This window comes from Pseudomonas uvaldensis (assembly GCF_021271205.1).
Lineage (GTDB): Bacteria > Pseudomonadota > Gammaproteobacteria > Pseudomonadales > Pseudomonadaceae > Aquipseudomonas > Aquipseudomonas uvaldensis.
This window is the reverse complement of record NZ_JAIWKS010000003.1, coordinates 410,769-432,027: the sequence shown is the minus strand read 5'-3', so window position 1 is coordinate 432,027 and position 21,259 is coordinate 410,769. Positions and strand designations below refer to the sequence as shown.

The 21,259-nt window shown below is 62.3% G+C and carries 19 protein-coding genes; 3 read left to right on the top strand and 16 right to left on the bottom strand.

What is annotated here, in order from left to right; all coding sequences use genetic code 11:
- Positions 1-34 precede the first annotated feature (34 nt).
- Entirely contained in the window at positions 35-685 is a 651-nt protein-coding gene (adk, locus tag LCU97_RS08445; RefSeq protein ID WP_053152677.1) for an adenylate kinase, read from the bottom strand.
- Positions 686-976: 291 nt separating this feature from the next.
- On the bottom strand, positions 977-3,607 hold the full coding sequence (ppc, locus tag LCU97_RS08440) for a phosphoenolpyruvate carboxylase (protein WP_053152676.1): 2,631 nt from the start codon (positions 3,605-3,607) through the stop codon (positions 977-979).
- Between the two features lie 193 nt (positions 3,608-3,800).
- On the opposite strand from ppc, the gene LCU97_RS08435 reads away from it, so the two are divergent.
- From LCU97_RS08435 to LCU97_RS08425, 3 genes are all read left to right on the top strand, one after another.
- Complete coding sequence (locus LCU97_RS08435; RefSeq protein ID WP_053152674.1) at positions 3,801-4,145, top strand: hypothetical protein; 345 nt, start codon at positions 3,801-3,803, stop codon at positions 4,143-4,145.
- Between the two features lie 264 nt (positions 4,146-4,409).
- Positions 4,410-4,823, top strand: a complete 414-nt coding sequence (locus LCU97_RS08430; protein WP_053152672.1) for a DUF4398 domain-containing protein — start codon at positions 4,410-4,412, stop codon at positions 4,821-4,823.
- A 49-nt stretch (positions 4,824-4,872) separates the two neighbouring features.
- A complete protein-coding gene (locus LCU97_RS08425; RefSeq protein ID WP_232776229.1) occupies positions 4,873-5,661 on the top strand; it encodes an OmpA family protein in 789 nt (262 codons plus the stop codon).
- Positions 5,662-5,752: 91 nt separating this feature from the next.
- On the opposite strand, the gene LCU97_RS08420 is transcribed toward LCU97_RS08425, so the two are convergent.
- From LCU97_RS08420 to LCU97_RS08355, 14 genes are all read right to left on the bottom strand, one after another.
- Positions 5,753-6,082 carry a hypothetical protein gene (locus tag LCU97_RS08420; protein ID WP_053152670.1) on the bottom strand — a complete coding sequence of 110 codons (330 nt, stop codon included), beginning with the start codon at positions 6,080-6,082 and terminating at the stop codon, positions 5,753-5,755.
- Positions 6,079-6,984, bottom strand: a complete 906-nt coding sequence (locus LCU97_RS08415; RefSeq protein WP_232776111.1) for an alpha/beta hydrolase — start codon at positions 6,982-6,984, stop codon at positions 6,079-6,081. Before LCU97_RS08415 ends, LCU97_RS08420 begins: the two co-directional genes overlap by 4 nt.
- A 145-nt stretch (positions 6,985-7,129) precedes the next feature.
- Positions 7,130-8,407 carry a flavohemoglobin expression-modulating QEGLA motif protein gene (locus LCU97_RS08410; RefSeq protein WP_053152666.1) on the bottom strand — a complete coding sequence of 426 codons (1,278 nt, stop codon included), beginning with the start codon at positions 8,405-8,407 and terminating at the stop codon, positions 7,130-7,132.
- A gap of 35 nt (positions 8,408-8,442) precedes the next feature.
- Positions 8,443-8,994, bottom strand: coding sequence for a hypothetical protein (locus LCU97_RS08405; protein WP_053152664.1), 552 nt, complete (start codon positions 8,992-8,994; stop codon positions 8,443-8,445).
- A gap of 56 nt (positions 8,995-9,050) precedes the next feature.
- The gene (locus LCU97_RS08400; RefSeq protein WP_232776110.1) at positions 9,051-9,767 is read right to left on the bottom strand and encodes a TetR/AcrR family transcriptional regulator; all 717 of its coding nucleotides are present in this window, start codon (positions 9,765-9,767) and stop codon (positions 9,051-9,053) included.
- A gap of 101 nt (positions 9,768-9,868) precedes the next feature.
- Complete coding sequence (gene lysS / locus LCU97_RS08395) at positions 9,869-11,371, bottom strand: lysine--tRNA ligase (RefSeq protein ID WP_053152660.1); 1,503 nt, start codon at positions 11,369-11,371, stop codon at positions 9,869-9,871.
- A gap of 88 nt (positions 11,372-11,459) precedes the next feature.
- Positions 11,460-12,555, bottom strand: a protein-coding gene (gene prfB, locus LCU97_RS08390) for a peptide chain release factor 2 (RefSeq protein WP_156315945.1) whose coding sequence is annotated in 2 segments (ribosomal slippage) — positions 11,460-12,482 and positions 12,484-12,555 — 1,095 coding nt in all. Because the reading frame shifts where the segments join, the coding sequence is not laid out codon by codon here.
- Positions 12,556-12,694: 139 nt separating this feature from the next.
- The gene (locus LCU97_RS08385; protein WP_053152657.1) at positions 12,695-13,696 is read right to left on the bottom strand and encodes a diguanylate cyclase; all 1,002 of its coding nucleotides are present in this window, start codon (positions 13,694-13,696) and stop codon (positions 12,695-12,697) included.
- Between the two features lie 43 nt (positions 13,697-13,739).
- A complete protein-coding gene (gene cheB / locus LCU97_RS08380) occupies positions 13,740-14,750 on the bottom strand; it encodes a chemotaxis response regulator protein-glutamate methylesterase (RefSeq protein ID WP_232776109.1) in 1,011 nt (336 codons plus the stop codon).
- Positions 14,747-17,014: a hybrid sensor histidine kinase/response regulator gene (locus LCU97_RS08375; protein WP_053152653.1), complete on the bottom strand. Its 2,268-nt coding sequence runs from the start codon at positions 17,012-17,014 to the stop codon at positions 14,747-14,749. The genes cheB and LCU97_RS08375 overlap by 4 nt, the downstream gene beginning before the upstream one ends.
- Complete coding sequence (locus LCU97_RS08370; protein WP_232776108.1) at positions 17,011-17,682, bottom strand: chemotaxis protein CheW; 672 nt, start codon at positions 17,680-17,682, stop codon at positions 17,011-17,013. The genes LCU97_RS08375 and LCU97_RS08370 overlap by 4 nt, the downstream gene beginning before the upstream one ends.
- Positions 17,679-18,953: a CheR family methyltransferase gene (locus LCU97_RS08365; protein WP_232776107.1), complete on the bottom strand. Its 1,275-nt coding sequence runs from the start codon at positions 18,951-18,953 to the stop codon at positions 17,679-17,681. Before LCU97_RS08365 ends, LCU97_RS08370 begins: the two co-directional genes overlap by 4 nt.
- Positions 18,950-19,486, bottom strand: a complete 537-nt coding sequence (locus LCU97_RS08360) for a chemotaxis protein CheW (protein WP_053152648.1) — start codon at positions 19,484-19,486, stop codon at positions 18,950-18,952. The genes LCU97_RS08365 and LCU97_RS08360 overlap by 4 nt, the downstream gene beginning before the upstream one ends.
- Positions 19,486-21,108 (bottom strand): methyl-accepting chemotaxis protein, encoded by a 1,623-nt coding sequence (locus tag LCU97_RS08355; protein WP_053152646.1) that lies wholly within the window; start codon positions 21,106-21,108, stop codon positions 19,486-19,488. The genes LCU97_RS08360 and LCU97_RS08355 overlap by 1 nt, the downstream gene beginning before the upstream one ends.
- Positions 21,109-21,259 lie beyond the last annotated feature (151 nt).

The following is a 21,259-nucleotide window of genomic DNA, read 5'->3' as shown; positions in this document are numbered from 1 at the left end:
AGCGGGCCGGAGTCGAGACAGCGGATCAGATCTCTCAGCTCAGCGCTTCAAGCACTTTGCTGGTGATCGCGTCGACCGAACCGACGCCCGGGATGTGGCTGTACTTTGGCTTGCCCTGGGTCTTGGTGGACAAGTCCTGGTAGAAGGCCACCAGTGGCTTGGTCTGGGAATGGTAGACCGACAGGCGATGACGCACGGTTTCTTCGGTGTCGTCCTTGCGCTGCACCAGTTCTTCACCGGTGATGTCGTCCTTGCCAGCCAGTTTTGGCGGGTTGTAGACGGTGTGGTAGACGCGGCCCGATGGCTCGTGGACGCGGCGCCCGGCGATACGCTGGACGATCTCTTCGTCATCCACGGCGATTTCCACGACATGATCCAGTTCCACACCGGCTTCCACCAGGGCTTCGGCCTGTGGAATGGTGCGTGGGAAACCGTCGAACAGGAAACCGTTGGCGCAGTCGGGTTGAGCGATACGATCCTTGACCAATGCGATGATCAGGTCATCCGACACCAGGCCGCCAGCGTCCATGATGCCCTTGGCCTTGATGCCCAACTCAGTGCCGGCCTTGACCGCCGCTCGCAGCATGTCGCCGGTGGAGATTTGCGGGATACCGAATTTTTCAGTGATGAACTTAGCCTGAGTACCTTTACCGGCCCCGGGAGCTCCCAGCAGAATGACGCGCATCGATGTGCTCCTCAATTTTTTTATGTAAAACGCTCGGATTCGCCTCGTGGGGCCAATCTCGGAAAACTGGATCGTGGCCGCCCAAACGGCCAAGGGCTGCTCAAGATACACAGCGGGCCCCACCCACACAAGCCGCCGAAAGTCGGAGGAACCCCCGCCCGGCGCGACCTTTGGAGGAGGTGGCGAACGTCGCAACCGGGCAACAAACTGTCGCCTGGCCGACCTGCTCATGCACACGCCAGGCACTGCCCGGCGAAACCGGGCGTGCCCTGGCAAGACGTCCGACGCACCTCAACCGGTGTTGCGCAAGCCTGCGGCGATCCCCGCTACAGACACCAGCAACGCCTGTTCCACGGGGCTGCCCTGGGCAACGTCCTGCTGCCTCGAGCGTGCCAGGAGTTCGGCCTGCAACAGGTGCAACGGGTCCAGGTAGGTGTTGCGAAGACTGATGAATTCCAATGTCTCTGGGCTATGTGCCAGTAGCTGCGACTGACCGGTCAAACCCAGGACCACGGAGCAGGCCTGCGACAATAGGTCGCGTAAGTGCGCACCCAAAGGTTGCAGTGCCGGTTCCACCAGACGCTCGTCGTAGGAGCGCGCGATATCGGCATCCGCCTTGGCCAGCACCATTTCCAGCATGTCGATGCGGGTGCGGAAGAAGGGCCACTGCTCGCGCATCTGCCCTAGCAACTCACCCTCACCACGCTCCAGCGCCTTGCCCAGGGCGGTTTCCCAGCCGAGCCAGGCCGGCAACATCAGGCGGGTCTGGGTCCAGCCGAAGATCCAGGGAATCGCCCGCAGGCTTTCGATGCCTCCAGCCCGCCGCTTGGCCGGTCGACTGCCCAGGGGCAGGCGGCCCAGCTCCTGCTCCGGCGTGGACTGGCGGAAATACTCGACGAACTGCGGGTTTTCCCGCACCACGGCGCGGTAGGCCTTGACGCCGTCGGCCGCCAGTTCATCCATCAGGTGCCGCCACTGGGGCGTGGGCGGCGGCGGAGGCAGCAAGGTCGCCTCCAGCACCGCTGCGAGGTAGAGGTTGAGGTTTTGTTCGGCGATGTCCGGCAGGCCGAATTTGAAACGAATCATTTCACCCTGTTCGGTGGTGCGGAAACGTCCCGCCACCGATCCTGGCGGCTGCGACAGGATTGCCGCGTGGGCCGGGCCGCCACCACGCCCCACGGTGCCGCCACGGCCATGGAACAGCAGCAATTCGACTTGCTGTTCGCGGCATATGTCCACCAGCCGTTCCTGAGCCCGGTATTGGGCCCAGGCCGCCGCCGTGGTTCCAGCGTCCTTGGCCGAATCGGAGTAACCGATCATCACTTCCTGGGGCCCTTGCAACCGGGAACGGTAACCCGGCAACAGCAACAACCGCTCGATTACCGGCCCGGCGTTGTCCAGGTCCGCCAGGGTTTCGAACAGCGGCACCACCCGCATCGGCCGCAACACGCCTGCCTCTTTCAGCAGCAGCTGGACCGCCAGCACATCGGAAGCCGCGCCAGCCATGGAAATCACATACGACCCCAGTGATGCCGCCGGCGCCGCCGCGACTTCCCGACAGGTCGCCAGGACTTCCGCCGTATCCGCCGAAGGCTTGAAATTGGACGGCAGCAGCGGGCGACGGTTGTTCAGCTCATCCAACAGGAAGCCGATGCGCTGCTCCTCGTCCCATTCCTCGTAGCGGCCAAGCCCCAGGTAATCGGTAATTTCGGTCATGGCAGCGGTATGACGTGTCGAGTCCTGGCGCACATCGAGGCGCACCAGGAACAGCCCGAACGTCACCGCCCGGCGCAGGCAGTCGAGCAGCGGCCCGTCGGCGATCACGCCCATGCCGCACTCATGCAGCGACTGGTAGCACAGCTCCAGAGGATCGAGTAGCTCGCGGTTGTTCTGCAGCACCTCCGCCGGGGCCGGCGTAGCGACTTTGAGCGATGCCTGTGCCCAATTACGCGTGGCCCGCAGGCGCTCGCGCAATTGCTTGAGGACCGCACGATAAGGTTCGGCACTGTCGCCGGCCTGGGCACGCAAGGCGTCGCTGGCCTTTTGCATGGACAGGTCGGCCGCCAGTTGATCGACGTCGCGCAGGTACAGATCGGCCGCCATCCAGCGCGCCAGCAACAAGACTTCGCGGGTCACTGCGGCCGTGACATTCGGGTTGCCGTCGCGGTCGCCGCCCATCCAGGAAGCAAAGCGCACCGGCGCAGCCTCCAAGGGCAGGCGCAGGCCGGTGGCGGCGTGCAGGGCCTGGTCGGCCTTGCGCAGGTAGTTGGGGATGGCGTGCCACAGCGAATGCTCGATCACTGCGAAGCCCCACTTGGCTTCATCGACGGGAGTCGGCCGGGTACGGCGGATTTCCTCGGTGTGCCAGGCTTCGGCGATCAATCGCTGAAGACGCTGATGAATCTGCGCCCGTTCGACGGTAGTCAGGTCCCGATGATCCTGGGCCGCCAATTGCGCGGCGATGGCGTCGTATTTCTGGATCAGTGTGCGGCGGGCCACTTCCGTGGGGTGCGCCGTGAGGACCAGTTCGATCTCCAGCCGGCCCAATTGCCGTGCCAGGGATTCGGCACTGTGTCCCTCTGCCCGCAACCGCGCCAGCAGTTCCGGCAACACCCGCGCCTCGAACGGCGCGGGCTTGGATTCGTCGCGACGGTGGATCAGTTGGTACTGCTCGGCGATGTTGGCCAGGTTCAGGAACTGGTTGAACGCCCGTGCCACCGGCAGCAGTTCATCCTCGGTCAACTGATTGAGGCTGGCGCTGAGCTCGGCGTCCGCGGAGCCACGCCGATCGGCCTTGGCGCCCTTGCGGATCTGCTCGATCTTGTCGAGAAACCGGTCCCCGTACTGTTCGCGGATGGTGTTTCCCAACAACTCGCCAAGCAGGTGAACATCTTCGCGCAAGCGTGCATCGATATCGGTCATCAGCAGTTCTCCAGCAAAAAGGTCCGGGCAGCTATCGGGTTAGACACATGAGTCAGAGAGTGCCGATACCAGTCGTTTATGACAAGCGACGAAGGGTCTTTAAACCTTGTAGGGCAAAGCTAGTCTCATAAGTAAGCCACACGACGGCTTGCCACTCACCGCGCCTGCCACGAGCAGACTGATTGAGGCCATCATGAAAATCCGTGAACTCGCCCAGCACTGGGAAGAAAACGCCAAGGGCCACCTGACCCAGACCGGCTACACGATACATCTGGATGTAGAAGCCGCCGCACGCCTGGCGGCGATCTGCGATATGTACCCCAAACGCCAGCCCGAAGAACTGCTCGGCGAGCTGATCGGGGCAGCCCTGGAAGAACTGGAAGCGAGCTTCCCGTACGTCAAGGGCTCACAAGTGGTCGCCACCGACGAAGAAGGCGACCCTCTATACGAAGACGTCGGTCCTACGCCGCGATTCCTCGCCCTCTCCCGCCGCCATCTGCATCAGCTTTCGTCGCAGAACGACAAATCGAAGCACTGACCCATCCTCCCTCCCGGCGCCATGATTTGGCGCTGGGAATACCGCTGCGCGCCTTGAAAGTTCAGCTTTTTTAACCCTGACCGATTGGTCAGCAATACTTTTTGGCGATTGGCCATCTTTGCTGAACTTTTGAAAAACGCTCCGTGTCACACCGAATAACCATACTGGAACGGTTGTTTAAATAAACGCGCCCTGGCCCCCCAAAAAACAGACGCCAGGCTTGGCGTTTCAGCATGGATTTGTAGTTTTCTCAGGAGTTTTCCAATGGAGTTGAAGCCTATGAATACCTGCACTGCCAAACCCTCAGCCAATGGCCTGCGCGGCCTGAAATTGGCCACCCTGGCCATCGGTAGCAGCTTCATCCTGGCCGGTTGTGCCGGAAATCCACCGTCGGAGCAGTACGCGGTAACGCAATCGGCGGTCAACAGCGCCGTCAGCGCCGGCGGTACCGAATTCGCCGCCGTGGAAATGAAGTCCGCTCAGGACAAGCTCAAGCAGGCCGAGATCGCCATGCACGACAAGAACTACGCCGAAGCCAAGCGTCTGGCCGAACAGGCCGAGTGGGACGCTCGCGTAGCCGAGCGCAAGGCTCAAGCCGCCAAGGCCGAACAGGCTCTCAAGGATTCCCAGAAAGGGGTTCAGGAATTGCGTCAGGAAGGCATGAACAAGATTCAGTAAGCCACTCATGCCGCGACCACTGTTATTGATAAAAGGACGACAGAATATGATGCACAAACATTTGATGATGCCCGCCCTGCTCGCCGCCTGTGTATCGCTGGCCGCTTGCTCCCATGACCCGAACGTGAACCTGGAACAGGCCCGCACCAACTACAACGGCCTGCAGGCCGATCCGGCAGCCACCAAGGTCGCCGCACTGGAAACCAAGGAAGCCGCCGATTTCCTGGCCAAGGCCGACAAGGCCTATCTGGACAAGGAAGACGAGGCCAAGGTCGACCAGCTGGCCTACCTGACCAATCAACGCGTTGAAGTGGCCAAGCAGACCATCGCCCTGCGCACCGCCGAAGCCGAACTGAAAAATGCCGGCGACGAACGCGCCCGCGCTTTGCTTGAAGCTCGCAACGCCCAGATCAAGCAACTGCAAGACAGCCTCAACGCCAAGCAGACCGAGCGCGGTACGGTCGTGACATTCGGCGATGTGCTGTTTGCCACCAACCAGTCCGATCTGCGCGCAAACGGCGTGACCAACGTGAACAAACTGGCGCAGTTCCTTCAGGAAAACCCGGACCGTAAGGTGATCATCGAGGGCTACACCGACAGCACCGGTTCAGACTCCTACAACCAGTCATTGTCCGAGCGTCGCGCCAGCTCCGTGCGCACCGCACTGGTGAAAATGGGCGTCGACCCGGCCCGCATCGTGACCCAGGGTTATGGCAAGGAATTCCCGGTGGCTGACAACACCAGCGTCTCGGGCCGTGCCATGAACCGTCGGGTGGAAGTGACCATTTCCAACGACAATCAGCCAGTGGCTCCGCGTTCGACCATGAGCGCTAACTGATCGGCTGAGTGCAACGCAAAAGCCCCGCCTGACTGCATCAGGCGGGGCTTTTTACTGGCTGCATACTCGGCCAATGTGGGAGCGGGTTGAGTTACGGCTGGAGCTTCTGCGGCGTCTCCTGCCCCATGCACCGCACCGCGCGCTTCTTGTTGTTGATCAGCACACCGGTCAGGCCCTTCTGTTCGGTGTCGAACAGCACCAGCACGCCGTCGATGCATTGGGCCACCTGGGGCGCCGGCTCCAGGGAGACCTTGTAGTCTTCACCCGGCACGGTCTTGAGCATGGTGAACTCGTTAAGCAACAACGCATCCTCGGGCTTGGCGAAGTGCAGGTAGCCGTAGTACCAGAGCACCGCGACGGTGCCGAGGATGCTGCAGATACCGGTGATGATCAGGGGAATGGCGTTACGTTCTTCGCTCATTGCGGGCTCTCAGGAGATTCAACGGATGTTTTCGGATAATTCGGGACCTCGCCCAGGCGGCGCAGGCCGTCGAAATGCCGGGGGTCGTCGAGGTAGCGCAGCATCACCGTACGCCAGGTCGGGTCGGCGAACGTCTGCACGTGGCCGCCGCGGGTCAGTTGCAGGACCCGGGGCGGCGGTGCAGCTTGATACAAGCGGATGCCATTGGAAAGCGGCACGATGGGATCATCCAGGCTGTGGTAGATCAACTTCGGCACACCATTCAATTGCGCCACGGAACTGATCGCGCTGTCGCCGTCTGGCACCAGCCAGGACAACGGCACCTGGAACGGCCAGGTCAGCCACGATGTACTCAGGGCAAAGCGCCCGACGTCGCGGTAACTGGCGGGCACGCCATCGAGCACCAGGGCCTTGAGCTGCCGTTGCCGCTCGGGATGTTCCACCAGGTAATGCACCGCCAATGCGCCGCCCAGGCTCTGGCCGAGCAGCACCAGCGGCTTGCCCTGGACCTCGGGGGACTGATCGAGCCACTTGAACGCCGCATCGATGTCCTTATAAATCGCCGGCAGGCTCGGCTCGCCTTCGGACAAGCCATATCCCCGATAGTCGACCATCAGAACCTGATAGCCCTGCTCCGGCAGCCACCAACTGCCACCGAGGTGCCAGGCCAGGTTGCCGCCGTTGCCGTGCAAGTGCAGCACCGTCCCCTTGATCTCGACGCCTTTCTTGACGGGCAGCCACCAGCCGTGGAGCCGCAGGCCGTCGGCAGTGGTCAGCGTGACGTCACGGTAATCGAGCCGGGCCCGCTCCGGGGTGAAGGGCTGGCCGCGCTCGGGGTAGAACAGCAGGGAACTGCAACCGCTCAGGGCCAGCAGCAGGCAGATGATGCCGAGGGTTCGCATCCGATGAAACCTCGTAACACTTGAAGTTGAAACACGTTCCCTGTGGGAGCGGGCTTGCTCGCGAATGCGTTGAGTCAGTGACCTATGTATCGACTGACACACCGCCTTCGCGAGCAAGCCCGCTCCCACAGGGGGTTGGGGTGACTCAAAGAATATTGGAATAATCCGCTTCGATCCGATCCAGGCTCAGATGGTTCAGGAAGTTGGAAAAACACATCCACGCCGACAACGCATTCATGTCGCGGAACTGATCGGGCAGGTATTTGGGCGGCACGACCAGGCCTTCGTCCACCAGTTGCCGCAGGGTACGCATGTCCTCCAGGGTGGTCTTGCCGCAGAACAGCAGCGGCACTTGCTCCAGCTTGCCCTTGCGCACGGCCAGCTGAATGTAGTTGTAAACCATGATGAAGCCCTTGAGGTAGGACAAGTCTTTGGTGAATGGCAGACCGGTTGGCACCGAGCCACGGAAAACCCGACTGGCGTTGCCGTAGCTTTCAGCCATCTCGAAACCCTGCTCGCGGAAGAATTCGAAGATCTGGAGGAAATCGGCGCCCTCTTCCACCATATGGATCGCCCGGGTGCGGTTGGTGAGTTTGCGCAGGCGGCTCGGATAGGACGCGAACGTAATAATCTCCATCAGGATCGCCAGGCCTTCCTGGGTGACCGTGGACGAGGGCGGACCCTTGGAGAGGAAGGTGCAGATCGGCTGGTTCAAGCCGTTGAGGGTCGTCCCGACGTGGACCAGGCCCTCATGGACCTCCAGGGCCCGTACGTCGCGCTCGTTGAACATCGCATCGGTACGGATCTTGATGTAGTCGGCGCCCGCCGCCGCGTCGGCGACGATGCCATCGGACTCGAACACCCGGATGGTTTCCTCGGCCTCGCCGAACACCCGGTTGAGCCGGTGTTGCAACAGGTTGACCGCGTCCTTGGCACTGAGGACCTTTGGCTCGTCCTTCAAATCCCCACGGCCATCGATGTTGTTCAGGTAATCGGACAGCATCAGGCCCAGGTCGGACAGGGTCGGGTCACCGGCATGGAAGGCGTCGGACGCGGCGCCGTACAGTTCCTGGGAAATCAGCCCGAAATCCTCGGTGCCGCGGGCCTCGAGCATGCGCACCACCATGCGGTATTCCTTGCACATGCGACGCATGATCTGGCCGACCGGGTTGAACTGCCCGAGCTGACGGGTAATGTCCCGTTCGATGTTCTGGAATTCCAGCTTCACCCCGCTGGAGTCGAAGGACAACGGTCGGTTGAGGTAATAGTCGCGGTCCACGGCGGGCAGTTCCTTGCCCTTGGCCTTGAGAAAACCCTTGCGGATGTTCTCGTCCCACTTCACCGCGTCGAGAATGCGAATCGGCGTTTGCGCCAGCACTATGCGATCGGACAAGGTGCGTATCGTCTGCTGGTAATCGTCCACCCGAAACTCCTGATAAAAACGTCCGTTGAATACTGTTATTGGGCTTTGAGCCGTTGGTAGCGCACGGCCTCCGAGAACACGTCGGAATTGGCCGGGTCGTCGAGGTAACTGAAGACCTTGCGCATGTCGCTGTCCACCAGCACACCCTCTCCCTCTTCGCTGTGGTTCGACTGGCCGCTGAGAAGCTTCTGGCCGATGGCCTGATTGATCTGTTCCATGTCCAGGTTGTAGACCACCAGTTCCTGCTTGTCGGTCAGCTCAAACCCAGCGATGACGAAATGCCCGCCGTATCGGGCCGGCACCTTGGCCGACAGGTACCAGCGGCTGCCGTGACGGGAGACGGTCAGAGGAATGGCTTCGCGCTCATGGGGCCGAGCCCGGAAGTAAGTGATCGCCTGGTAGCGGTGCTTGCCGACTTTCGTCAGCTCCAGGTTCAATGGCTCGCCCCAGGCGTTGGTACTGGTCCAATGACCGAGCAGGCCTTCGGGCGCAGCTTCGCTGTCGGGCAACGGCGCCTTGAAGGATACCAGGCAACCGCTGAGCAGCAGCAACGACACGGCCAGTACCACGGCACGCCAGGCTTTCATTTGAACTCCCTATGGCAGGCGCCCTCACCACAAGGACAGTGGTGCTCCTGAACGGGTTACACCGACGCCAATACCAAGTGCATATAGCGGGTCAAAATGCCGAGCATGTCCTCATCTGCGACGGGCTCGGCGCCATTGAGCAAGCCCTGATATTCCATCCGTCCGATAATAGCCGTCAACACTTTGGCATCCTGTTGCGGATCGCGCGAGCCCAAGACCTGGAAAATCTGACAGGTCCCCTGCAGCAGGATTTGCTGGTGAGAGCGCACCAGCTCAGCCAGCCGTGGGTTGAGCAGCGCTTCCTGGCGAAAGGCCTGTTCGGCCATCAGGTATTCGCGACGGGTATGCAGTTGGTGTTGCACGTAGTCGGCGGCCAGGCGTGCCATATCGTCCGCCAGTTTCGTACGGGATTCGGCACTGCCGTCTCCGTAAGCGACCATTTCCCGAAGCAGGCCTTCCTTATTGGTCCACAGCTTGGCCATGAACGCCGCGCTGCGTTCCACGTACTGGGCGAAGGTATCGGTGAGCAGGTCATCGATGTCCTTGAAATAGTACGTGGTGGCCGACAATGGCACGCCCGCCTCGGCGGCCACCGCACGGTGTCGTACCGCTCGCACGCCATCGCGCACGACAATGCGCATGGCCGCGTCGAGAATCTCCTGGCGACGCTGTTCACTGCCCTGTCGGCTGGCCTTGCGGCCCTGGTACTGAACACTTTCAGCCACAGCGGTGGCGATGCCCGCTGCACCTTCTTGAACCATTGCACGATTCACGACAGGTCTTTCCTCGCTATTTCAAAAGAACCAATTGATACGTTTGTACCAGACAGGCATTAAAAAGCCGCCTGTGAGAGGCGGCTTTTTAATTGAAGCACTTACGCTTGGGGCCGCATGTGCGGGAAAAGAATGACGTCCCGGATCGACGGCGAGTTGGTCAGCAACATCACCAGGCGATCGATGCCGATGCCTTCACCGGCGGTCGGCGGCATGCCGTATTCAAGTGCCCGGACGAAATCGGCGTCATAGTGCATGGCTTCGTCGTCGCCGGCGTCCTTGTCGGCCACCTGGGCCATGAAACGCTCGGCCTGGTCTTCGGCATCATTGAGCTCGGAGTAGGCATTGGCGATTTCGCGGCCGCCAATGAACAGCTCGAAACGGTCGGTCACGTTCGGGTTCTCGTCGTTGCGGCGAGCCAGCGGCGAGACTTCGAACGGGTACTGGGTGATGAAATGCGGCTGTTCCAGCTTGTGCTCGACCAGCTCTTCGAAAATCATCACCTGCAGCTTGCCCAGGCCTTCGAAGCCCAGCACCTTCGCACCGGCTTTCTTGGCGATTGCACGCGCCTTGTCGATGTCGTTGAGATCATCGGCGGTCAATTCAGGGTTGTACTTGAGGATCGAGTCGAACACCGACAGGCGCGCGAATGGCTCACCGAAGTGGAACACCTTGTCGCCGTAAGGCACGTCGGTGGTGCCGAGCACCAACTGCGCCAATTCGCGGAACAGCTCCTCGGTCAGGTCCATGTTGTCTTCGTAGTCGGCGTAGGCCTGGTAGAACTCGAGCATGGTGAACTCGGGGTTGTGCCGGGTCGAAACGCCTTCGTTACGGAAGTTGCGGTTGATCTCGAAGACCTTTTCAAACCCACCGACCACCAGGCGCTTGAGGTACAGCTCCGGCGCAATGCGCAGGAACATTTCCATGTCCAGGGCATTGTGGTGGGTTTCGAACGGCTTGGCCGCTGCGCCGCCGGGAATGGTCTGCAGCATCGGCGTCTCGACTTCGAGGAAGTCGCGCTTCATCAGGAAACTGCGGATGTGCGCAATGACCTGCGAACGCACGCGGAACGTCTGACGTACGTCTTCGTTGACGATCAGGTCGACGTAGCGCTGGCGGTAGCGTTGTTCGGTGTCGGTCAGGCCGTGGTGCTTGTCCGGCAGCGGGCGCAGGGACTTGGTCAACAGGCGCACGTCGGTCATTTCGACGTACAGGTCACCCTTGCCGGAACGGGCCAGGGTGCCCTCGGCGGCAATGATGTCGCCCAGGTCCCAGGTCTTGACCGCCGCCAGGGTTTCTTCCGGCAGGGTCTTGCGGTTGACGTAGACCTGGATGCGCCCGGTCATGTCCTGGATCACCATGAACGAACCGCGATTGAGCATGATACGACCGGCCACCTTGACTGGAATCGCCGCCTCGGCCAGCTCTTCCTTAGTCTTGTCCGCGTACGTCTTCTGCAGCACGTCGCAATAGGCGTCGCGGCGGAAGTCGTTGGGGAAGGCCTGGCCCTTGGCACGCTCGGCAGCAAGCTTTTCCTTGCGCAGGGCGATCAGGGAGTTTTCTTCCTGTTGCAGGGCTTGCGGGTCGAGTTCTAGGTCGCTCATGTCTTTAAGGATTCCATCACAGGTTCGTTGCCACCGGCCGGGGCCGCGCTTTCATGAAAGCGTGCCCGCCCGCCGCATGGGTGTCGCGTTACAGCCCTTGTTTGAGGCTCGCTTCCAGGTATTCGTCGATGTCGCCGTCGAGCACCTTGTCGCAGTCACTGCGTTCGATGTTGGTGCGCAGGTCCTTGATGCGCGAGGCATCGAGGACATAGGAACGGATCTGATGACCCCAACCGATGTCGGACTTGCTGTCTTCCAGCGCCTGGGACGCCGCGTTGCGCTTCTGGATCTCCTGCTCGTACAGGCGGGCCCGGAGCATCTTCATCGCGGTGTCTTTGTTGGCGTGCTGGGAACGTTCGTTCTGGCAACTGACCACGGTATTGGTCGGTACGTGGGTGATCCGTACGGCCGAGTCGGTGGTGTTGACGTGCTGGCCACCGGCACCTGAAGAACGATAGGTGTCGATGCGCAGGTCCGCCGGGTTGATCTCGATTTCCACCTTATCGTCGATTTCCGGGGAAACGAACACCGCCGAGAACGAGGTGTGGCGACGGTTGCCGGAGTCGAACGGACTCTTGCGCACCAGACGGTGCACGCCGATCTCGGTGCGCAGCCAGCCAAAGGCGTATTCGCCCTTGATGTGCACGGTGGCGCCCTTGATCCCGGCGACTTCACCGGCCGACAGTTCCATGATGGTCGCGTCGAAACCGCGTTTGTCAGCCCAGCGCAGGTACATGCGCAGCAGGATGTTGGCCCAGTCCTGGGCTTCGGTACCGCCGGAACCGGCCTGGATGTCCAGGTAGGCGTTGTTCATGTCCATCTCGCCGCTGAACATGCGGCGGAATTCCAGCTTGGCCAGGGACTCGCCGAGGCGGTCCAGCTCGGCGACCACGTCACCGACCGCGCCTTCGTCGTTTTCTTCGACGGCCATGTCCAGCAGGTCGCGGCAATCGGCCAGGCCACCGGACAATTCATCCAGGGTCTCGACGATCTGCGCCAGCGCGGCGCGCTCGCGGCCCAGTTCCTGGGCGTACTCAGGCTTGTTCCAGACACTCGGATCTTCAAGCTCGCGATTGACTTCGGTCAGACGCTCATGCTTTTGATCGTAGTCAAAGATACCCCCGAATAGTTTCGGAGCGCTCGGACAGGTCCTTGATAGTGTTCAGGATCGGGTTGATTTCCATGGCGGGCAACACTCGTTGGCGAACTTTTGAAAGCCGGCGAGTATAACGTAATCAAGCGTCGACGGCAGCCCGCCTGGCGGCTTTGGGGCAGTTCAAGCCTTGCTCCTGCAAGTTCGCCCCTGACCGCCCCCCCTTGGGCCTACTCCACACCGACCCGGTTACGACCACTGTGTTTGGCCATGTACAGGCCCTTGTCCGCCGCTGAAATCAACTGCCGGCAATCGCCACCCTGCTGCGGAGTCACGGTCGAGACGCCGATGCTGACGGTCAGGTTCTCGCCGCCGTCCGGGGTGGCGTGGGGAATGTTCAGGGCAACGACACTCTGGCGCAGTTTCTCGGCCATCAGCCGGGCGCCGCCGGATGCCGTGCCGGGCAATACCAGGGCAAACTCCTCGCCGCCGTAACGGGCCGGCAGGTCGGACGGCCGGCTGCACGCCTCGCGGATCGCCGTAGCGACTTTGCGCAGGGCTTCGTCACCGTCCAGATGGCCGAAGTTGTCGTTGTAGGACTTGAAGTAATCCACGTCGATCATCAATAGCGACAGCTGGGACTGGTCCCGCATCGCCCGTCGCCATTCAAGTTCCAGGTATTCGTCGAAATGCCGGCGGTTGGACAATCCGGTCAGGCCATCGGAATTCATCAACCTTTGCAGCACCAGGTTGGTGTCGAGCAGTTGCTGCTGGCTAACCCGCAGGGCGCGGTAGGCCGCGTCGCGTTGCAACAGCATCATGTAGGAGCGCGAGTGATAGCGGATACGCGCCACCAGCTCGATGTTGTCCGGCAATTTGACCAGGTAGTCGTTGGCCCCGGCGGCAAACGCCGCACTCTTGACCAGCGGGTCTTCCTTGGTAGACAGGACGATGATCGGGATGTCACGGGTCGCCGGGTGGTTACGGTATTCGCGCACCAGGCTCAGGCCATCGAGACCGGGCATCACCAGGTCTTGCAGAATCACCGTCGGCTTGATGCGAACGGCATGGGCGATGGCCTGGTGCGGGTCGGAGCAGAAGTGGAAGTCGATGTTGTTTTCATTCGAAAGCCCACGCCGCACCGCCTCGCCGATCATCGCCTGGTCGTCGACGAGCAGAACCATCGCGGCGTTTTCATCGCGCTTGAAATCGTCGAGCTGTAATTCATTCATGGGGCTCACCTGAGTGCAACCTGGGCCAGGACTGCTGGGATTGTCATTTTGCAAAAATCTCTACCAAGCGGGGGGCTATGGCGTCCAGGGCAAGAATCTGCGTCGCCGCGTCAATGGCCGCCGCGGCCTTGGGCATGCCGTACACCGCACTGCTTCGCTGGTCTTGAGCGATGGTCACGCAGCCTTGCCGGCGCATCAGTTTAAGCCCTTGCGCACCATCGCGGCCCATGCCGGTGAGCAGGATACCCACCGCATCACCGTTCCAGAAGTTGGCGACACTCTCGAAAAACACATCGATGGACGGCCTGTAGATTTCATTCACCGGCTCGGCGGTGTACGCCAGGGTGCCGTCCTTCAACAGGCGCAGGTGATGGTTGGTACCGGCCAGCAGTACCGTGCCATTTTGCGGCGATTCGCCGTGTCGTGCCAGGCGGACGTTGTGTCCGGATACACTGCTCAGCCATTCGGCCATGCCCGCGGCAAACACCTCGTCCACGTGCTGGACCAGGACGATGGCCGGGGCGAAGTGCCGTGGCAACGCCTTGAGCAAGACTTCCAGCGCCGCCGGCCCGCCCGCCGATGAGCCGATGGCCACCAGGCTCTTGCGAGACGCAGCGGCGCGTTGAGACGAGAGTGCGGGACGCTCACGGTGACCGCGCTCGCCGATCAACCAGCCGATGTTGGTAATCTTGCGCAGCAAGGGTGCCGCCGCGTCTTCGGGATTGCCGACACCCAGGGCCGGTGTATCGACCACGTCGAGCGCGCCATTGCCCATGGCCTCGAACACGCGGTGGACGTTCTGCTGACTGTCGCCGGTGACGATCAGGATGGCGCAGGGGGTTTCGGCCATGATCCGGCGCGTGGCCTCCACGCCATCCATGATCGGCATGAGCAAATCCATCAGGATCAGGTCGGGGGTGTATTCGGCGCAGCGCTGCACCGCCTCGGCGCCATTGGCGGCCACCCAGACCAGTTGATGGGCCGGCTCGAACGCCAGCGCACGGCGCAGGGCTTCGACCGCCAGGGGCATGTCATTGACGATGGCGATCTTCAAGTACGTGCCCCTCCGATCAGTTCGACCACGGCATCGAGCAAGGCGTCGTCATGAAAGCTCGCCTTGGCCAGATAATAATCGGCTCCGGCATCCAGGCCACGGCGGCGATCTTCTTCGCGGTCTTTGTAGGACACCACCATCACCGGCAGCGATTGCAGGCGGTTGTCGCGTCGCAGCAGCGTCACCAGCTCGATGCCATCCATGCGCGGCATGTCGATGTCGGTGATCAGCAGGTCGAACGCCTCCGAACGCAGCGCGTTCCAGCCGTCCATGCCGTCCACCGCCACGGCGACGTCATAGCCGCGATTGAGCAGCAGTTTGCGCTGCAACTCACGCACGGTCAGGGAGTCGTCCACCACCAGGATCCGCTTGCGCGGGGCTTGGGTCCGGTCCTGACGGGCGATGCGTTCCAGGCGACCGGTATCGAGCAGCTTGTCCACCGAACGCAAGAGGTCTTCCACATCGATGATCAGCACCACCGAGCCGTCGTCCAGCAGCGCTCCGGCGGAAATGTCCTGGACCTTGCCCAGACGTTCGTCCAGCGGCAGGACCACCAGGGTCCGCTCGCCGATGAAGCGCTCCACCGCCACCCCGTAGCTCGTCTCCCGCTCGCGAATCACCACCACTTTGAGGGTCTGGCCGCTGCTCTGCGTGGCCGGCCGACCGAGCAACTGGCTGGCGGCGACCAATCCGACGTGCCGGCCTTCGTGCCAGAAATGCTGGCGCCCCTCGACCTGCACGATGTCTTCCGGCGCCAGGTCGCACATGCGGTCGATATGCGCCAAGGGAAAGGCATAGGCTTCGGCACCGACTTCCACGACCAGGCTGCGCACCACCGAGAGCGTCAGCGGCACCTCGAGGTGGAAACGACTGCCCTCGCCTGCCGTCTGCTCCAGCACCACCGCCCCTCGCAATTGCCGGACCATATGCTGGACGGCGTCCAGGCCGACGCCACGCCCGGAGACTTCGGTGACCTTGTCCCGCAGGCTGAAACCGGGCAGGAACAGGAATGCCAGCAGTTCCTCTTCGCTCAAGCTGGCGGCTGTGTGCTCGGGAGAAAGGCCGCGCGCGACGACGCTGCGGCGTACCCGTTCAAGGTCGACGCCGGCGCCATCGTCCGACAGTTCAAGGACCAGCAGGCCGGCCTGATGGGAAGCGCGCAGCCGGATCAGGCCTTCGGCAGGCTTGCCCGTCAGTAATCGCTGATCCGGGGATTCGATGCCGTGGTCCACCGCGTTGCGCAGCAAGTGGGTCAACGGCGCTTCGAGCTTTTCCAGGACGTCGCGGTCGACCTGGGTTTTTTCGCCTTCGATCTCAAGGCGCACCTGCTTGCCCAGGCTGCGACCCAGGTCGCGCACCATACGTGCCTGACCCGACAGCACGTCGGCAAAAGGTCGCATACGACAGGCCAGCGCCGTGTCGTACAGCACTTGCGCCCGTTGGCTGGCCTGCCAGGCGAATTCGTCCAGCTCGGCTATTTTCTGTGCCAGCGACAGTTGGGTCTCGGCCAGCAGCCGCCGGGCGTCCCCCAGAGCCTCCTGGGCCTGGAGGCTCAAAGCCTGGTCCTTGAGGTGCACGTTCAGCTCTTCCAGAGCACGCAAGCCGTTGTCCTGCTGACGCTTGAGCCGCTGCATCGTTGCCAGCCAGGGCCTGAGGCGCTGGGTTTCCACCAGGGATTTGCTCGACAGGTCCAGCAAGCTGTTGAGGCGCTCAGCCGTGACCCGCAGGACCCGCTCACCACTGTCGGTGATCCGCCTGTTCCGGGGAGCCGGTTCCCCTGGCACGTCGGGCGCAATTTCGGGCACCTCGACACGAACCGGTTCGACGGGTATCTCGATCTGTGCCGGCGCTATTGCCGCCGGAAGCGGTACCGCGTCCGGATCGAGCAGACGCGTCATCATCGCCACATAGGCATCGACGTCCGCGGCGCCGACATCGTGGCCCGGTGTCGCGATACGCGTCAGCAAATCAGTGCCTCGCAGCAAGGCATCGATGTGTTCGGCACCCAATACCAGGCGCCGCTCCTGGGCCCCCACCAGGCAATCTTCCATGACGTGCGCCACACTGACACCGGCGTCCACCCCGACGATGCGCGCCGCCCCCTTGAGCGAGTGAGCCGCTCGCATGCAGGATTCGAGGTGGTCGGCCTGGGTCGGGTCGCGTTCCAGGGCCAGCAGACCGGCGCTCAGCACCTGGACCTGGGCTTCGGCTTCCAGGCTGAACAGTTCCAGCAACGAGGCATCGCGCATCTGATCGGGGGTCATGACAGGCTCCGGGCCATGGCGCTCAGCAAGTATTCCTCGTCCAGCCAACGCAGGCTGCGCCCCCTGAAAGGCAACACGCCGCGGGTGTACGTGTCATCCGATGGCGACGCGGCCGCCAGGATGCGTTCATCGATGGCATGAATGCCGTCCACTTCATCCACCGGCACCACCACCGGCCCACCCTGGGCCGCGACGATCAGCATGCGCGGCATGACCCGTGCGCCGGGCACAGCCACCGGGCCTGGCTCCAGGTCCAACAGTTCCACCAGCGACAGGCAAGCCACCAGTGCACCACGTACATTCGCCACGCCCAACAAGGCTCGCGAGCGCTGGTGGGGCAATGAATGGATCGTTTGCATCGGCGCCACTTCCACCAGGCTGCGGGTGGTCAGGCCCAGCCACTCTTCGCCCAGGCGGAACATCAGCAACGAGCGGGTGACGACATCGGTGTCCACCGGACCATGAACCTGCTCGTAGCCATCCTGTTGCAAGGCATAGCGGTCGAGCAGCCGGGTTGCGGCCGCCGAATACACCGAGCAGTTGCGACAGTGGATATGTTCGGCCAGTAGAGGACAGGATTTGTCGCCATGCACGCCGATGCGGTTCCAGCAATCGTCGATAGCCTGGGCATCGTCATGGGTGACGCTCTGAAAAGCCGAACCGCTCATGGTTTACGCTCACTGTCAGCCGCGCGCCCGCCACGGGCAGCACGTTCCTGCAATCGACGGGCTCCGACCGCGTCTCCCTGGGAAGCCAGCAGCGCCGCCAGATGGACCAGGGCTTCGGCATGTTGCGGCTCAAGATACAGCGCCTTGCGATAAAAACCCTGGGCTTCGAGTGCGCTACCGGCCATGTCGCTGAGCAGGCCCAACCAATAGAACACCTGGGCTTTGGGTGGATGGCTGCGCAGATACTGCTCGCAGGCCGCACGGGCCTCGGCGCTTTTGCCGCTGTTGGCAAAGGTGGCGATATCGGCCAGCAAAGTCGCGGCGTCACTGCCTTTGGACTCGGCAAGGGCGGTGACGTTTGCCGTAAACGGCCGAGGTCGGACGACCGGGGGCGTACCCGGAGGAGCGACTCGGGCAGGCTGACGAACCGGAAGCGGTGTCGGCATCAGCGTGGGCAACGGCTGCGGATCGGGCGCGCCCTGGCGACTGAAGGCGAACGATTGGGGCACACCGATCGAACGCATGCCCAACCGTCCGAGCAGACTGCCCTCAGCGGGCCCGATAAACAACACGCCGTCCTGATGGGTCAGGCGCTTGAGCACCTCGAATACCAGGCGCTGGGTCGGCTGGTCGAAATAGATCAGCAAATTGCGGCAGAACACAAAATCGTACGGGGCCTCATTCACCAGCAACGCCGGGTCCAGCAGGTTACCCACTTGCAGGCGCACCTGTTCGCGGACACGCTCGTCGAGGCGGTAGCCTTCCTCATCGGCGCTGAAATATCGCTCGCGAAAAGCCAGGTCTGCACCCCGGAACGAGTTCCTCCCGTAACGCGCGCCCCTGGCTCGCTCTACCGACAATGGGCTGACGTCCAGCCCGTCGACCTTGAATTGATGGGGCTCCAGGCCCGCATCGAGCAAGGCCATGGCAATGGAGTAGGGTTCTTCACCCGTGGAACACGGCAAGCTGAGGATGCGCAGCGCACGCAGGTGTCGGATCTCGGCCAGGCGATTGATGGCCAACCGGGCCAGGGTGGCGAAAGATTCCGGGTAACGGAAGAACCAGGTTTCCGGGACGATTACCGCTTCGATCAGCGCCTGCTGCTCCTTCGGCGATTGCTGCAGGTACTGCCAGTATTGATCAACCGTACGCCCAGGCTCGGCAACGATGCGCTGGCGTACCGCCCGTTCGATAATGGCGCTGCCCACCGAGCCGACATCCAGGCCGATGCGCTCCCTGAGGAAGTCGAAAAAACGCTGGTCATCGCTCATGGCCGGGCCTCAAGCGCGTCAGGACTCAGTGGCGGCATGGGAAACAGTACGGCGCGGACCGATTCATCGAGCAGGTCATCGACCCGTACCCATTGCAACAGTCCCTGGGCGTCTTCGCGCACCGGCCCCAGATACGGCGCCTGGCGATTGTCCAGGCCATAGGGCTGGAACTGCGCCGGGTCGCAGCGCAAGGTGTCGGTGGCCTGTTCCAGGATCAGCCCCAGGACCTGCCCCGCCTGCAGTCCATCGGGGTGATAATGCACCAGCACCAGTCGCGTGCTGGTGCGGGTCTCGGCGCGCTGGCCGAAGGTCAGGCTGCGCAGATCGATCACCGGCACCACCGCCCCCCGCCAGGCAAATACCCCTGCCACCCAGGCCGGCGCCTGGGCAATCGGCTTGAGGGGCATGCGCGGCAGCACTTCCACTACATCAGTGGCTTGCAGAGCGTAACGCTCGTTACCGATGCAGAACACCAGGAACAGGATCTGACGGGCCGCAGGCGCGGCGCCACGTCTGGCCTCGAAGTCACTCATCAGACTTTGAAACGCGAGACGCCGCTGCGCAGCCCCACGGCTACCTGGCTCAGCTCATCGATGGCTGAACTGGCCTGGCGCAAGGACTCGACGGTCTGACTGCTGGCATCGCCCAGTTGCACCAGGGCGTGGTTGATCTGCTCGGCGCCGGTAGCCTGGGCCTGCATGCCTTCGTTGACCATCAGCACTCGCGGCGCCAGCGCCTGGACCTGATGGATGATCTGCGACAACTGCTCGCCCACCTGCTGCACCTCGGCCATGCCACGGCGCACCTCTTCGGAGAACTTGTCCATGCCCATCACACCCGCCGACACGGCGGACTGGATCTCGCGCACCATCTGTTCGATGTCATAGGTGGCCACGGCCGTCTGGTCGGCCAGCCGCCGTACCTCAGTGGCGACCACGGCGAAACCACGCCCGTACTCGCCGGCTTTTTCGGCCTCGATAGCCGCATTGAGGGACAGCAGGTTGGTCTGGTCGGCCACTTTGACGATAGTGGTCACCACCTGGTTGATGTTGCCGGCCTTCTCGTTGAGGATCGCCAGCTTGGCGTTCACCAGGTCGGCGGCACCCATCACTGAATGCATGGTTTCCTCCATCCGCGCCAGGCCTTGCTGGCCGGAACCGGCGGCCACCGACGCCTGGTCGGCGGCGGTGGACACTTCGGTCATGGTGCGCACCAGGTCGCGGGAGGTGGCGGCGATTTCCCGGGACGTCGCGCCAATCTCCGTGGTGGTGGCGGCGGTTTCCGTCGCCGTGGCCTGTTGCTGGCGGGAGGTGGCGGCGATCTCCGTCACTGAGGTAGTGACCTGCACGGACGAGCGTTGGGCTTGGGAAACCAGCGAGGTCAGCTCGGCCATCATGTCGTTGAAACCGGTTTCCACCGCACCGAATTCGTCCTTGCGCGCCAGGTTCAGACGCCCACTCAGATCACCGCTGCGCATGACGTCGAGGATTTCCACGATACGGTTCATGGGCGCCATGATTGCCCGCATCAGCAGCAGGCCGCAAAGGATCGCAACGACCAGCGCGACGAGGAACGACAAGCCCATGGCGACCTTGGCTGCCGAGACTGCCTCGCCAATGGTCTCGGTGGCTTTTTCTGCCAGCTCACGATTACGCTCGATGATGCGATTCAAGTGGGTGCGGCCGCCGATCCATGCCGGCGTCAGCTCTTTGTCCAGCGTCCGCCGCGCGCCTTCGTAGTCCTTGCGCTGATAGAGATCCAGGACTTTCGCCATGGCCTGGTTGAATGCCTGGTGCTGGGTCTCGAACTCATCGAAAGAGGCTTGGTCGGCCGGGTTCTGGATCAGCTTTTGATAGTTCTGTATTTCTTCACGCAGGTGCTGCTCGAAGCCTTGGTAACGGGCCTTGTCCTCGGCGGTGATCTCCCGATTCCCCGAAAGACCGACAATCTGCTGGGTCAGCACATAGCTGTCTACCCAACCACCCCGGATCATGGAGCTGTAATACACGCCCGGCACCGCAGCGGCTCGTACCTTTTCTTCACTGTCCTGGATCTTGAACAACCGCGAATACGAGACAACGACCATTAACAGCATGATGGCGATGATCACCGCAAAACTCGCCAGGATGCGTTGGCGCAATGTCCAGTTCTTCACAGTAAAACCTCGGGGAACTTTGAAATGCTGGGGAGTATAGCCGAGGGTTGCATGATGCCGCGTGGGTTGGATGGCGCCTGAGCAAACGACGCAGCCCCCTTGTGGGAGCGAGCCTGCTCGCGAAGGCAGCGTCCCTGTCATCTACCATGTT